Origin of the sequence: Mycoplasma sp. HS2188 (assembly GCF_025209835.1) — a bacterium.
Lineage (GTDB): Bacteria > Bacillota_I > Bacilli_A > Mycoplasmatales > Metamycoplasmataceae > Mycoplasmopsis.
On the sequence record NZ_JAOAOI010000002.1, the window covers coordinates 124,870 to 142,682 of the forward strand.

Sequence of the window (17,813 nt, forward strand, 5' to 3'; positions counted from 1 at the left end):
CATATTATTTAAGGAGGTATTATGGTTGATGAATTAAAAACAACTGATTTTGAAAAAAAATCAAGTCGAAATAGCGAAGGAAAAGCTATGACTATTCTTACAATCGTTTTTGCAATTATTTTTCTATTAATACTTGCAGTTTCTATTGCATATTTAGCGGATTTTTTAATTTACAGAGGTACTCAACAAGACGGTTTGTTGCTTACAACACAACAAAGAGTACATGGTATTTTCCATTGATTCAATAAATAAAGGAGATTTATATGTCAGATAAAAATAAAAAGAAAAAAATAGCACTTGCAACTTTATTGAGCACAGGTATTCCTGCTGCTGCTTTAGCTATAACAATTCCGTTGCTTCATACATATTCTGATCTTAAGAGACAAGAAGACACAGTTTCATATGAACAGCTTGATAAAGTTACAAAACAAGCTCAAGACTTATTAAAATCAAAAAATGATTTAAGTAAAGAAAGTATTACCGAGTTACAAAAAGCTATTAACTACTCAAAACAATTGAGCGCAGGTAGATTTAATTCAGATAATACTGACTTAAAAGCCTCAATTACCAATATGCTAAATCAAAGAAATAAAATTAGATCGATGATGCCAATGCTATTGTATAAAGACGCAAAAAGTGAAAGCGCCAAAATTAAGGCAACTAAACAATTGAGAAGTATTATAAAATCAGTAGATTTACGTAATGAGTTCGATAATCTTTTAGCACAAAATGTCGAGTCAGGTGAATTTTTAAAACAAGTTGAGACAATTATTCAAAAACAAGATAAGATCACTTTCCCAATTGAACTAGATATTAATGTATTTCAATTAGGTAATATTACAAAATTAGATAGATTGCACTTGGGTTCAAAAATTAATGAAATAAGCAATATTAACAAATTTATTTATTCAAGACTTGACCAAGAAATAATTACCAGAGATGCTGTTGATGTTTACCACAGGTTGTTTGATGAAGAAGTATCAAAATTATATTCAAACGAAACAGGCAACAATAAAGATAGTGTTAATAAACTACTATCACAAATTAGAGAAGCAAAAAGACAAGTTGCTTTAACAAGCTTGGAACAATTAAGCAAAGATAAAATTAGCAACGAACTAGATGCTCTAGAATTGTTTGTAAATTCTAATCCAATTGATTTGAATACAACAATCATCAATAACACAAATGATGAAAGCGCCTATGATTTAATTTCAGGCTTTGTTTCATCTATCACTTCAAAAACAGCACAATACTTTAAATCAGATAGTGAAGTGTTGGAATTAGCTAAAAATCTAATAAGCAACCTAAAATCAAAAACCAATGAATTTAAACCATTATTCACAGCAAAACTTAACGAAATTTTGAATAAAGCCCAAAAATATATCGACAATAAAAAATATGATGACATTCAAAATGTTTATTCTAATTTAATCAGAGATATTAATTCAATTACAATTGCTAACAAATTGTATATTTCAGTGTCTTCTCTTTTAGAAAATTCTCATTTAGACAAAAAAGATCAATCATTAATTCAAGCTGAAATCAATAAACTTCAATACGATGATTTCTTTACTTTTGTACCTTTATTAAACGAACAAATCGCTAAAATAAATTCGATTAAGACTATCCATGAATTTTTAAAAAATAATTTACAAATTCTTAAATCACAAATTGATTATTCAATCGCTCATGCCGCCGAGTTTTCGACATCACAAGATCTTAAACCAATCCAAGATGTACTAACTCAATTAGCTTCATTTAACACTGATTCTTCATCTAATGCTGAATTAGCATCTCATTTCGAAGAAATGTTGAATTTTGAGAGAGTTCACAACAAAAAAGAACTTGCTAATTTATTGACCCAATTAAAAACCGAATTTGCTAAAGGTATGGTCTCACCAGATTTAGTTAACTTGTGAGACTCAGTTAAAAATAAATTTATTGAATATGCTAATAATTATTCAACTTCTACTCGTGAAGAAATGGCTTCATACATCAGCAATGATGGTTTAATAAGCAAAAATGGTGCTGCTAAAAATGCATTTAAAATTCTACAAGATGCTAAATTATCAAACCGTGTAAATTCAATCAAAAATCAAACTGATGAAACACTAAGATTGATTGAAATTGAATTTGGTGATGATGACAACTCAGTTAAAGACGAATTAAAAAGAAAAGTAAAAGAAATTGCAGCCAAAGCCCAATTAATTCAACAAGATGATTCACTGAGTGATGATACAAAACATTCGCTACTAGAAAAATTAGAAGCAGAACACCAAATATATAGAAATAAAATAGCAGAAATTAAGTCGTTAGGTGCTGAAAAAGATGCTGCTGATAATATTATTGAAAGTGTAAAAGACAACGATCAAGTAAAAATCTACTTAGCAAAAGAATTGAAAATAATTAAAGATCTAAGACAAAAAGCTGTCGATGCATTGAATAATCCTACTGACCCTAATGTAAACTTATCTGAAATTCAATCACAATTAAACGCTGCACTAAAAGACTTCGGCGATAAAAGAAATGAACTTGAAGGTAGAACTGCAGCAGCAGAAATCAATAAATTATTGAATGATGTGTTTGCTATTTACAGAGAACCTGGCGAATCAGAAACTCCAGCCGAATCTAAACTTGCAAAAGCTCTAGCAAAATTACAAGCTCAAACTGAAGCTATTGGTAAAAGCACTGACAAAAACGAACTACAGAAGAAAAATGAACGTCAAAAAGTAGTTAATGAAATGGTTGTATTGCGCGATGCAATCGAAGCTGTTTCAACTCTTGAAGTAGGAACAAAAAACCTTGAATCTGACCATAAACGAGCACTTATTGTTACTGCCGATTTAAGAAAAGAAGCTGATGGAAATCTATTCGGAGATGATGTTGCAGCAAATACTGAGTTCAAAAATGCTGTTGAACGCTTAGAAAGTGAAAACGCTAAAACTCAACAAAAAATTGACGAGTTAAAAGATATCATCAATAATCAACTTTACGATGTAATGATTCACAATAAAGCGTGATTAGACCAAAAAAATAGAGAAATTAGCAACTTAAGAAAACAAATTGAGATCAATGTTTCTTTAGCAAAACTTAAAAAAGAACAACTACAATTATCATCAAACCAAATCAAACCAACTGAACTAACTGACAGTTCAGATATTTCGAAAGAACCTTTTGACCTATTAGTTAATGATGTCAAACTATTCGAACGCTTAAAAGATAAATCTGTTGAAACTGTAAATTCTAAAAATGCCGAAATTAATGAACTAAATTCTCAAATTAACACTAAGAGAGAAGAACTTGAACAATTATGAAAAGATGGCATTAACCTTGTAGACCAAGATGCTATAAAAGAAAACGAAGCCAAAATTAGTGCTTTAGAATCTGAAGTTAAAGGTCTTCAATCTCGTGTTCAAGACGCATATGTTGAAGCTGAGATTAGTGCTAGCTCAACAGCAGTTAAATTAGCTCAAAAACAACCATTATTAGCAAAACTTAAAAAAGCTGCCTTAATTTATGACAAAATTGACAAACAAAAATACCCTGAATTAGCAAGTAATTTATTAGAGGTTATTAAACAAAACCGTGCTGGTTTAGATGATTCTAACGGTACAATTAACACAAAAATTTCTAGAATTGATTCAATGTTACAAAAAATTGAATCTTCAAAAGAAGCTAAAGATGAGATTGTAAAATTACAAAATCTTCAATCTAATCAATTCAAAGGCGACGACAAAGTCCAAAGAGTTATTTTTAATGATTTAGATGCCAAAATAGCAGAGATTATTGCTGAGCAACAATCTATTTTAAGTGACGTGAACTCAACAAATGCCCAATTAATTCAAGCAAAAAATATAATGAAAATTGCTTTAATTAATTACACTAATCGTAAAACTGACTTGAATAAACAATTTGATAGTGCAAAAGACGATTTAGCTGAGACACTAAAAGAATTTGAACAACGAGAAAAAGATTCACATTTCACTACATATAATTCAAACGATCCGCAAAACGGAAGTTATGTACAAAAATTAAAATTAGAGTATGAGAACTTAATTAACAAAACCCCTGAAACACCAGGCGAACAAAGTAATTTTGATAAAGCTACACTTGATGACTTTAAAAATATTAAAGATAAAATTGAATTAGCATTCAATAAAGACAAATTCAATGATAAAAAAGCAAAACTAGAAGCAAAAATCAATGACTTAAAAGCAAAATTAGCTGAATCACCAGCATTAACATTAAATGGTGTTGACCCAATTGATAAAATAGAGAAACTAGTTGCAAAATTAAACGAAAATATTAATGATGACACTGTTGATAATAGCGTCAGTGATGTTATTGTGCAAACTGCTAAACTTGAGTCGCTTGAGGCATTGTTAGATGAACAAGCAAAAGTTGCGAAAAAAATTAAAACATTACCTGAAAGTGATCCAAACAAATCATTTTTAACACAAGCATACCAAGAGTCAAGTCCATTAGCTGAAAACGAAGAGCCGAGTGTTTCGTCACCAACCTCATACGAAATTGATGCTAAAAGAGTTCAACTTGAACAAAAATATGCTGAAGCAAGTTCGTTTGATGAGTTAAAAGATGAAGAAAAAGCAGAAATTGCTAGTGTTAAAGAACAATTTGCAAATGGAATGAATGGTGTTGACGCTGATGCAAGTGCCAAAACTGCCGTTGACAATTTACTGGATAAATATGTTCAAGATCTTGATAATGTTCAAAGAAGCGATGAAGAACATAAAGGCGATGACAAGAAACAAATTGCAGAAATCGCTGATAAAGTTAGACAAGTTAGAGCTAATATTGCAAATATTGTTGAATTTGCTAAGTTTGTTAAAAAATCTGAACAAGCAACCACCAATATTGATGCAACTACAGGAGAATTAGCTGCTGGTGTTGCTGAATTTAAACAAAAACTACAAGAAAAAATAACTGAAGCAAAAAGCAAATACACTGATTTTTCTGCTTTCTCTACTTTAAAAGAAGAAATTGATACTTTAATTAGACGTGAAGGCGAATATGCCAAATTAAATACTGATATTACTGCGTTAAATGCAAAAGTCGAAACTATAACATATAAACTAGGTACAGGAGAAGCAACTGATCCTACAACCAAAAAAGAACAATTTAAACAATTTGTTGCAAAATTAATTGAATATGGTGCAAGTAGTCAAATAAAAAATGACTCAATTAAAATTTCGCTGTTAAATACTATTGTTTCAAACACCGATTCTTTAATTGATATTCAACTTGAAAAATTAGGTCATTACGAAAAAACTCCTTGAACTTATGGCAATGTTCAATATGGTTATGAATCTGATGAAAAAAACATCGGACAAGCAGTTCTAAATTCAGTCCCTGATGTTCCTACAGACGAGTTCAATTCAACCGAATTATCAAATGGAATTAATCTTTTAAAACAAAATCTAAATTCAGATTATGAAGCTGCCGATAATTTATATAAAGCTAGAGCTATTGCTTTAGACAAAATTAAAGAATTACTCGTTGTTGAACAAGGACAAATTAATCAAATCCAAAATCCAGGAAATAAATATGCTGAGTTAACAGAAGATCAAAACATTTTCTTCAAAGAACAATTAACAAAAGTTAAAAATGTCATCTTGCCAGCTAACATTTCACAAATTGAAACAATTGAACAAGAAACTATTAAAGCGCACGATTTATTAAGCTTATATATTCAATTAGCTAATACAGTTGCAGCTGCTAAAGATAAAGTAACCCAAGTAAATGAAACTAGCGGAAATAAAGCACAAGAATTAACTGCTGTAATTCAAGACATTACTGCTAAATACGAAGAAATTGATAAAGATTCAGCAACCCAAACTACCGATAACTATTACTTCAATCAATTAAATAGAGCGGACATTGAACAAAAAAATGAAACATTAACTTCATTGATTGCTAAAGTTGATTTACTTGTTAAATACAATGAAAAAGTAAATGAACTTGAAGGCGAAACATTAGACAGTGACAGTACTGTAAACGATCAGTTAAAAGCTCCACTAAAAGCAATTCTTTCAAGTTTAATTAGTGATTTAGCTAACTATACAACAATCAATATTGATACAATCGACACACTAACCAATAAATACTTATCTGGTGGTGCTAATAGTTTTGACACTGCGTTGGCAAATACTAAGAAATTGAATGCTGCAATCGCAAAAGCAAAATCATTTGACGGTAAAAGTGACAATGATTACTACAACAAAGAAACAAGCGAAATGAAAGCGCTTTATGATGATTTACAAACAATATTGGCTAATGCAAACACAAACATTAGACAAACATTTGACTATCCAACACCACACGACGAAGCTAATAAATTACAATCGATTTACAATATTGAAAACGATATTGACGGAATAATTGCAAGAATAAAAGCAGAAAAAGATAAAGAAGTTAAACAAGCTTTATACGAAATCAAAGTTATTGATGATTATCTAAGTGAAACATATACCGGTAGTCAAAGTCCTGAACAACGAGCTTTTAAGGATCTAGCAATTAGAAATAATGCTAACGATTCTGTTGAAACGTTAGCTAATATTAAATCAGTAAACGAAATTTATATCGCTGCAAATACAGAAATAGCAAAACAAAAAGAAGCTATTATTAATTACGAAAAAAATCGCTTAAAAGTGATGTATGAAAGATTAAAACCTTATGTTAACTTCCTAAGTGGAGAAAACTATACAAGTGGTTCAACAACAGGTGTTTTAACACCAGAACAATCAAGTAAAATTTCTAAATACTTAGGTTTAAACCTATTTATCAACGGAATTAAAGACGATTTAAACAGATATACACAGGTTCATGACTCAACCACAAATGATTCTAATTTCATTTTAAGAACAAAAGAATTAAGAAGTCTATACAACGTATTAGAAAACGACTATTCAACAATCAAAACAATCTCTCAAAAATCTATTATTAATCTAAAAAGTGAAATAAATAATTTCAATGAACAATTGAAAGAAGACACTACCGATCACTCACACTTGTATGATTTAATCAAGAAAATTGCGGATAAAAACGGAAGTTTTGCAACAATTCAAACTCATATATCAGAAGTTAACTCAGCCAACTCAACAATCACAAGTGATTTTAATTCATTAGGTGTTAAAACCTATGATTCAATTGACTATAACCAAGATACTGATTCAAATACACAACAACAAATTGAAAATGAATTTGCTAAATATGAACAATCATCAAAAGGCATCCTAAATGCAATTAACAAAATCGATTTATTGATTTATGGAACTAGCGAAAACGATGTTGACGGTTTACAAGGTAATTACAATAAATTTATTGAGAAAAGAACAATGAATGAGATGTTGAAATTAGTTGCTGGCGAAGATTATCGTGAAAATGCACAAACCAACATTCCTTTTGCTGACATTATTTTGACATACGCATCAATTTATAATTCACTAACAGATGCAAACCAATCTTCAGCAAACACTGAATTAGCTAAGAAAAATGATCTATCTATTAATCAAAAACTTTCTGCTTTATTCAGCGTGTATAAACCAAGTGTTTCATTATTAGAATGAATGGAGCAAGAAACAAACAAACAATTCTCCTTTAATTACTTATTAGGAAATGATGAAGCAAAAATTAGAAAAGAAATTTTACCTAACTCAGATGTGTTATTAGAAACTGTAATTGAAAAAGTTAGAGCTGCTGATCCAAATAACGATAAATTAGAATTAGAAGTAACTCAAATTAATGAATTTATGGACCAATTTGATAAATTCATTTTCCTAAAAGATGTTAGCGCGCACGATAACAATTACAAGTTATATAACACAAATAATGTTAAAGTTTTCATTACCAGAACAAACACAACTGATGAATGAGTTCCAACAATTCTTCAAAGTGACACAAGTATTAAGAAAACTAAATTTAATATTAAGGTTAAATATGTTAGACCGACAAGTGGCGAAGAAGCTAACAACTTCTTTAATGATGTTACTGATTTTGAAATCAAATTCAATGATGTTTGAGTAACATTTAATACACTAAAAGCGTTAAGAATATCTAAACACGATATTTATAAAAATGATTCTGCAACAGTTGCCGAAAGTAGAAGCTATTCAAGTAGCAAAGTTCTTTTTGAAGCATCAAAAGCCGGATGAAATAATAAAACATTTAATACTGTATTATTGGGAAGACTATTAAAAGGTGGTCAACAGTACCAAAGTAGAAATAATTTACCTTTTTATAGAGAAGATGTTTCCTTTGATGATGCTCAATGAGATAATGCAATAAAAAATGAAATACAAAAACCAGCGAATGTAAATTCATTAAGTCTAAAACAAATTTTAGATGGTAACTATGATTCAAATACCGATCTTTCCACATCAGGTCCTAATTTAAAATTTAAAATTAAATTTAAAGAGAGTGTTGCTGGATTGTTGGCTGAAATAAATAGCGGAACTAACGACCACTGAAATATACCGAAAATTGGAAATAAGCAATTTATGTACTGAATTCAGAGTTCATCTGACTTAGTTTTACGTGGCACTAATTACACTTCGTATATTCCTTTCTTTGTTTCTATTCCAGTAGTATCGGATACAGGTAAATATGCGGTTCTTTACATTTTTTACGAAACATCAACGACAGTTGACTTCAATTCAAACGTGGATTTTGGATATGCTTACAACAATATCCCAGATGCTTTTGCTAATTGAAGCATTTACTTACCATTGGAGTCTACTGACAACAATTCATTTAATAGTCTAACTGAATCGGCAATAAATTCAAGTCCTGATGTTCAAGGTGTTACAGATGCAGAAGCATTAAACGCAATTAAAGCAAATGTATTTGCGCAAAACTTCTTGACTCGTTTCAATGACAAAAGAGCTCAGGCTAGAGATAACTATAGAGGTAGAAGAATTGGACAGTTCAATTACTACGGTCCAGAATTAAATAACGTTATAGACAAGTTTGATATTTATCTAACGCTACACGATAAAAAAGAAGAAGGGAGAAACTAATGAAGAAAAGTAATATTTTATTAACATCAATAGTATTATTAACAGCTGGGTCTTCAGCTTTAACAATTCTTGCTATTAGCTCAAAAGAGTCAAAGATTTCTAATCGTAAAAATGCGATTAGAAGATATGAGGAATTTAATGCTCCGTTCGCTAAATATAAAAATACTTTCAATTTAAACGAACAAGAATCGAAAGAATTGGATAATGAAACGAACTTAGCAGAATTCACTATTACTAATCCTGATTCAACCGCACTTCAAAAATTTATCGCCCTTAATAGAATCGGAAATTATCAATTAGGACTTATTAACAAGTGAGCTAATTCTCAGTTGGATGCTGGTACATTTGATGACAAAATGGATGAGTTTAGACAACTATTGGAAGGTCAAGTTAATAGACTAAGAGAAATTGATTTACGTAGCCAATTTGATAATATTGAATCGATAAATCCTAAATATTCATTTGCAGAATTTTCTAGCCTTTCAAACGATGCTAAAAAAGAATGAATTAAAAAATTCAATACTGAATTTACAAAGAAAATCAATGATCAATATGAGCTAATTAGCGTTCATTTAATGGAACCAAATAATACATTAGATGATAATGTTGTTTCATTGATTCAAAAATACCCTACATTAGCATTGCGTAATGAAGTTATGCAAAATGTATTTCAAATTGAAAATGATCTTCTAGATAGAAGATTTAGAATCAATAATATTGCTATTAATAAAACTTACATTGAAAACAAACTTAAAGACGCAAGTAGTGAAAATACAGAATTTTTAAACAGATATAACGAAGTGTTAACTGAAATGAATAATATTGTAAACTCAAACTTTACAAATGTATTCAATAATATGCTTTCAGTTATTCCAACCAATTATCAATTGACCCAAGATCTTAAAGATGAAATAGCAATATTGAAATCTAACATTAGAAAAGAAAATTCTGCACTAGCAAACCGTGAAATTTTCGATAAATTAGTTAATTTAATTTCAAATGAAAAAATTGTTACTAAGAAAGCGCTAGACAAACATCTTAATTTAAAATCAATATCAAACTATATGTCGTTAAGCGATTATTTCAACAACACAAGTTCGCTTAAAATTCAGGTATCAACAACCACAAATGATTTAAATGACGCATTAGATAACTTAAAAACATTCAATAGTATGTTAGACTCAGCTAACTCAACAAATCAACAAATTATTGATGAATATCAAGCTTTTGTCAAAGCATTCCCAAAAACCAATTTTGAAAAAATTGAACAAAATCTAAAATTTGATAAATCATTCTTGAATTTGATAGACACTAAAAAAATACAAGAAATTGATAAAAATGAATTAATTTCAACTGTAACTAATCTAAGAAACTCATTTAACACTTTACGTAATTTAGAGCAAAAATTCAATGTTGCAAAAGAACATTTTGCAAAAATTACTAAACAAGTAACTAATGCGTATCCTAACCCACTACTTACTCAAATTGAACTAGACGAATTCAATAATTTTGTCAAAGAAATCGGTAAGAAAGATATTAATGTTGAAAAATTAGTTAAAGAAGTTAATAATAAAATTGACTCTGTATATACTTTAATTGAAACTCGTTTTGAATTTAGAGATTTAGCTTCTCAAATCAAAGAAACTATCTTAAATTTAAACAATTATCCTGAACAACTTAAAGCATTGTATCTAAATGGCAATGTTAAACAGTTGGCTACTGATTTGCAAAATAGAATTTTAAGCCTAGACATTTATGCTAATTTAGATAAAGACAAATTAGTTGCGTACAAATACAATGTTCGTGAACAATTGCGTGGTTTACAAAAAATAGAATTAGCATTTCTACGCTCAAAAACTATTGAGCAACTAGCAAAACTAAACAAAAACAAAATCACTGATTTCCAACAACTAGAACAAAGAATTACTGAAATTGCAACTGTTTTACAAAGTGATGATTTAAAACCACTTAATGTTAATTACGAACTGTTAGAACAAAAATTAAATGAGCTTAATGGCAGAGTTAATAAAGAAGTTTCACTTCAATTTAACCCTATAATTTCAGACAAAATATTAGAACTAATAAAAGAATATAAATTTATCGTTAACGCATTAGAAACATCGATAGTACAAGATAAAGCAACATTAGAGTTATATAAAGCAATTCAATATACATACGATTCTTTCAACCCTACAAACGACACGAATTATCTACCAACGGAATATCAAATTAACCAATTGAAAAAATTAACATCATCAAACAAATTATTAAGAGAACAAAACCAAAAAACAAATGATTTATTACTTCAAGATGATGCAGTAAATAATGATTCAAATTTATTCAATGATGATTTTCTAAACTCGATAAAGTCGGTTATGGATGTTGCTAAAAATACTCAACAAGATGTTAAACATATTGATGATGTAAGCAAAATTATTGATAAATTAGATAAAACAAGAAAAGAAATTGAATCTGATCCAGATATTAGAGACAATTTCGCAGAAGAATTTAACAAAATTGATGAAATCAGGGCAAAAATTGTCGAAGAATTATCAAATGATGTTATTGATTCTGACAAGATTGAAAAATTATCGGAGCAAGCCACAACACTACTTCATGAAATTAATGAAAAACGTAAAGACGGCTTTTTAAACCAAAAATTAGACAAAATTAAAGAAGCTATTGATAAAGCTTATCCAGAAAGCTCGACACAAAGTCCAGGCGAAGATGGTCTTCGTACAAGATGAAAAGATTTGTATAACCAAGCACAACGTCCAAACTTGACTAAAGAACAAAAAAATGATCTTTTAGCTAAGGCGGATAAACTATCGCAATCAGTTCCATTAGTGAAAAAACTTGAAGAAAAATTAAGTGAGTATGAAAAAGATGCTGAAAAATACAATAGTGATCCAGATAGAAAAACTAGAGTTCCAGAAGCTATTCTAGAGGCTAAATCAGTAAAAGATTCAATTAACGCTCTATTTATTGCAGTCGGTTCAGGTGATGATTTGCCAAATATTGACAAATTAGATGGTGCATTGCATGAAATATCTAACGAGAAGGCGAAACTTGACTTAGCTTATAATCAAGACAAAATCGAGTCATTGAACGAGAGAATAGTCGCTAAAAAATACACAATTGATAGCCAATCTCCACACGCACTTAAATCTGAATTAAACAAAGCAATCATAAATCTTGATAAATATTCTAAACAAAAAATAGCATCAGATGCCTTGCCAGATACTGTAGACGCTTTAGAGAAACTAAATGCCGAAAATGATCTAATTGATGTTGTTAAGAATGCCATTAATGCCTACGATGAAATAAAAAATGATAAAGATTTAGATGAAACTAATAGTGCAATTGAAGCAAATAAACTTCAAGAAATAATTATGGAAAATATGCCAAACTTAACTGTTGAACCAAAAGATACAGTTGAGGTAATTGCGCGTAAACAAGCTGCAATTGAAGAAGCAGTTCAAATTGCACAAGCTAAAAACAAATTACGTAAAGTAGTCGTAAATAAATTACCAAAAGTATTAACCGACGCTGAAGAAAACCGTGACTTGTTAAAATCAATTAAAGATAGCGTAAATGAAGCTAAAGCTCAATATCAAAGCATATTAGATTCTGATAATGGAGCATACAGCCCAGAAGTTATTGATGAAAAACGTGTAGAACTTGAAAACAAAATTGCTAAATTAATCGAAGAAAAACAAAAATTATTATCAAAATACAACAAAGCAAAAAGTGATTCTGAAGCTATTAGAGCAGAATATGACAAAAAAGCATTTATTGGAGATGGCGCTTCTGCTCCTGAAGGCGAAGACTTCAATAACTATAAGTTAGCAAGACAAGAATATTTACAAGATTTACAAAATATTGATAAATCAACACCTACTACTATTGAGGCTGCTGTATTAGCAATGAAAAAAGCTTACAACAAAGATGTTGTTGAAAACGCAATTGATAAGTACAAAAAATTCGCAAACGACGAAATTAAATCAGTTACAGATGACGAAATCAATACTGTTAAAGAGTTAACTAACGATTTTACCAACTATGTTGACGCTATTTTAAATAGTGCTAACGGTATTGATACTGAAGAACAAGCTCTACAGATTTCAAAACAAACACAAGCAATGAAAAACTATAACGACACTCAAAAAGACGTTGTAGATGCTATTCGAAAATATAAAGAATTAGCAAAAGAAAACCCAGAAGATAACGAAATTACTGAAGGTATTGAACAATTAAAAGCATTGCTTAACAAAAACCTATTCCCAGAAAGTCCTTTTGATGTTGAAACAATAAAATCTAAACATAAAGACTTGATTGCTAAAATCACAAAAATTAAAGAAGAAATCGGGAAAAGAAGTGAAAATAAAGCATTGGCCAACGAGTTGATTGATCACGCTGACAATTTTTCAAAATTACCTGGTGAATCTAACCCAGATAGAGTTGTAGTTAATGACGCAATTACAGAGATTTTTGGCGAAGCAAAAAATCTAGGAAATTCAGTTGATCCTGAATTTAGAATACTAACTAATAAAATACTAGATGACATTAAAAACACCAATGCTGATACTCTAGATAAAACAACTTTAGGTAAAATTAAAAATAAACTTGATGTAATTGATGAAACTAAAAAATACTCAGATGCACTTGCATTAATGGTAGGTTCAGCTCAAACATTAAAAGAAAATAACTCAGCTAACACATCAAACATTGTTACATCACTTATTTCTAAAGATCTAAATCCATTAATCAAAGAAGTTCAACAGTTATACGCAAATTCAATTTCGCTTGATGAAGATAAAAATCAAGAATCGGTTGATAGAATCAAAAATGCATATATAGCAAAAATTAAACAGATTCAAGCAGCTAAAACAAGACTAGAACAAGCATTAGAAATTGATAAACTAGTGAAAGATACTATTGCTGAAAGTAATTCGGTAAACTATTTTGATCTAAATGGAGTTAACGGAGAAAGTAACTTACAAAAAGCGAAAAACTGATTACAAAGTATTTCTAATTCCGCTACTATTGATAGCAATTTAACTACTGAACAAAAAGATGAAAAACTATCTTCTGCCGATGCGATGGCTCAAAAAGCAAAATTATTTATTGCCAAACAAAAAGAGATTTCAGACACTATTAAGCAGTGAAAACAACAAAGAGAAAACCAACCTGGCGATTTATACGCTAACACAGTAAAAGATGAACAAAATCTAATTAAAGCAATGTGAGATAACTTGCCACAAGGTAGTGAAAATCTTGACGCCGACCAAACCCAAGTACGTTTAACAAATATCGAGAATGCTTTAACATTGCAAACAAGCAATCGTGCAAAACGCATGGAAACAACCACTCAAATCAAAGAATTTGAAAAGTCTGAATTGTATAGCAATACGACAAAATATCCAAAATTACTAGCAAGCTTAAAAGCAAAAGTCAAAAATCTATATAAAGAAAATTCAAACGCAGATAATGTTACACAAATGGAAGCAGTGCAAACAAAACTTGCAAACTTAAAAGAATTTATAGTTAGTCAAACACTTCTAGCCGAAAAAATTGAAGAAATTAACGCTTATGCTATTTCAATAACTCCTTCTACAAATGACATTGCTGATAAAAAATTATCATTGACTGATGAGATTGAAAGTGCTGAAGAAATGTATAATGAAGCAATTCCAACAGCACAGACAATGGAAGAGAAAAAACAAGAAATAGATAACAAAATAAAATTATTGGAATTACAAAAAGCACGCCTAAATGTTTATGTTTCACTTGGTGTAGTTAAGTCTGAAATTAAAAATGATTCAAACATCAATGCTGATGAGAGAGAATATCTAGAAAGAAAACTAAAACAATTTACAACTAAATTAGAAAGTATTCATTTTGAAGAAAATACTGATCCAAGCGAATTTACTGATTTACAAAATCAATGATTATCAGGCGAAACTGAAGACTCAATTCCTTATGCAATTCAAAATACTAAAGAATTAAGTTCTGCTTATCGTGAAGCACAAAAAGTAAACAATTTAAAACAAACTGGTCTTAGCGAGCAACTTGATTCGGCAGCTGTAAAAAGTGCATTTAGCAAGTTAGGTGAAGCAATTGAACAAGCAGTTGTAATGAATAAAGACGATAATACAACTAACGAAGCTAAGAAATTAAAAATAGCTCAATTACAGTCTTTAACAGAAGATGTTATTGCTAAGAAAAAAGAATCATTAACACAGTTAGCATCAAATGCTGAACAATTGTACAAAGTATTAAACGAACCAACTAACAATGCACAAGACGCTAAATTAGAACATTTTAAAGAAAAAGCAATCGACGATATAAAAAATTGTCAATTGGACGATCAAGCAACAAAAGCAGAATCAATAAATAAAATGAATCAATTGATTCAAGCAGCTCTTGATATTTTCCGTTCACAAGTTGAAAAAGCATATCAAGTACAAAGTGATAAACTAGATAAAAAAATAGAGTTATTGCAATCATATACTGACAACATTTTGATTAATTCAATTTGAAAACAACCTACAGCAGATAAATTTACTGAAATAACTGCTAAAAACAATGTAGTTAACTCATTTACCACATCAAAATCGAATATATCTAATTCCTTAAAACAATATTCAGGTATCGATATTCAAACATCATTTGTTAATGCATACTTGAACAAAAATATTGAACTAATTAAACAATCTCAGGAAGTTGTTGATCAATTTAAAGAATCTATAAACAATGATTTTGATGAATTGCTAACTGAAAACACTGGTAAATTAACTGTTTTAAGCAATATATTTGATAAAGGTCTAGTTACTTCAAGTGTTGGTTCAGAAGAACAAAGTTTATTTAAACAAATTGGTTTTATTGAAACTGAAGCTAACTTTTCTACATTAAAAACTTCATTAGCAAGCTATGTAGCAAAATTACAAACTATTAAATCAAACTCAAACACAGCTGAACTGCAAATCAATATACAAGAAGTAAATAATTTATTAACATCATTTGGTGAATTGATTAGCACTCTTAAAAATGAAGCGGAACAATTATCAGCATCACGTGCTAATTTAAATGAAATATGACAATATCTACTTAAAGCAAATAAAATAGATTCAGCAAACGTGATTTCTACAGCCTACCACAATAAATGAACACCATTTAACGAACAAATTACATCTATAGAAATGCACAGTGCAACTAACTTTATCTCAAACTCTTTTGTTTTTGATAATTTAAACGCAATTGATGGTGTAATAACAGGTGCAAAACCATTTATTGACTATATAAATAATGTTGATTTAAATAACAACTTCAAGAATTTATTACATAATATAAATCCAGAGGTCAAAGATTCAATCATTTTTGAAGACTTTAACAAGAATTTAGATAAAATGACTCAATCTCTAGATCCTCAAGAAGAAAAACTAGATATCACTAACAATGACTCGTTCTTAAGTATGTTCGATAATTTTGGTGATACAAAGATAGATTCTGAGTCAAACTTTAGCCCAATTTACTTCAAGGTTTACTTAGTGAAAGACACCAGTTTGAATAAATGAGTTGTAAAACAATCATCTAATATTAGTGAAAAAGTATACAAAGCGAAATTGAGATATGAATATAGACCAGATAATCTAAATTCATTTAGCAACTATTCAGGCTTTAGTTTTGATGTTGATAGAGAATTAAGATTCAAAACTAAAGATAGCTTATCGCTAGAATCAGGAACAAGTTCTGTATTCTTTAAAAACTATGAAAAAAGCTCACTTGGTTACAATTCAAAACAAGTAATTGGAAATGTTGAAGAATTAGGATGAGATGACGTTACTAATCGTGAACTTGCTAGTGAAAAAGTTCTAGAAACATTTAAAAAAGCTCTTGGAATTGAAGGAAATAAACAACTTGTTCTATATCACACACGTAATAATGACGAAGTTCTAAAACACGTAGGTGTTGTCGAAAATGGTCAATATAGCGAAAGAACACAAGGAAGTGATAATTTCAATATTAATTTCTTATTCCCTCAATTCTACATTTATCAACAATCTACACAAATTAGTGCTGATTCTGAACTACAAGCATTGAATATTTCAGTTCAAGGTAATGAAATTGTTATTGACGCAGCTATACCTTCAAACTTATTAGTTGGTCCAGCTAACTATGAAGCTAACGCAAATGCAATTGTGGTTAATGACGGAGTCATTGATGATACTAAATCAATGCCTGATGTTATTCTAAATAGAATTAGAATGGGTGTTGATTTTGACGATGCAACTAAAAATGTGTCACTATTTCTAACACACTTTGAAAGTTTCAACGTGACAAAACAAAGAATATTAAATGATAATTCTATCACACCGACTTTAACATATGAACATGATAATGCACAAGCATATGTGTGATCTAATATTGACTTTGCTAAATACATGGTTCAACACACTGATATCTGAGATAATCACAATTCAGGAAACGAGTCATACCTTGCAAAAGATGTTGATGGTGGTGACGTAAGTAATGATTACGCTGGCTATACTCCAACAAGCACCGATCCAGGTTATAACAAATATATTATTAAAAATCATCGTGCCGCATATATTTACATTTACACAACAGATACCAACGGCGACAATATCAAAAATACTTCGACAATTAGTGATGATAAAATTGGCAAATTGTCTGTATTGTACAACACAGGTGTTGTTGAATTTAACTTTAAAGATTTAAAGAATTAATATAGCAAAGATCATATAAAATAGAGAA

At 29.6% G+C, this 17,813-nt stretch carries 3 protein-coding genes; all 3 read left to right on the top strand.

Translation table 4 applies throughout. The annotated features are described in order from the left end of the window. Positions 1-21 precede the first annotated feature (21 nt). From N1F73_RS01480 to N1F73_RS01490, 3 genes are read left to right on the top strand one after another with little or no spacing between them, the layout of a single operon-like run. Positions 22-252, top strand: a complete 231-nt coding sequence (locus tag N1F73_RS01480; protein WP_259289863.1) for a hypothetical protein — start codon at positions 22-24, stop codon at positions 250-252. A gap of 11 nt (positions 253-263) precedes the next feature. After that, positions 264-9,035: a hypothetical protein gene (locus N1F73_RS01485; protein WP_260359626.1), complete on the top strand. Its 8,772-nt coding sequence runs from the start codon at positions 264-266 to the stop codon at positions 9,033-9,035. Next, entirely contained in the window at positions 9,035-17,785 is an 8,751-nt protein-coding gene (locus N1F73_RS01490; protein ID WP_260359627.1) for a hypothetical protein, read from the top strand. Before N1F73_RS01485 ends, N1F73_RS01490 begins: the two co-directional genes overlap by 1 nt. Positions 17,786-17,813: the final 28 nt, after the last annotated feature.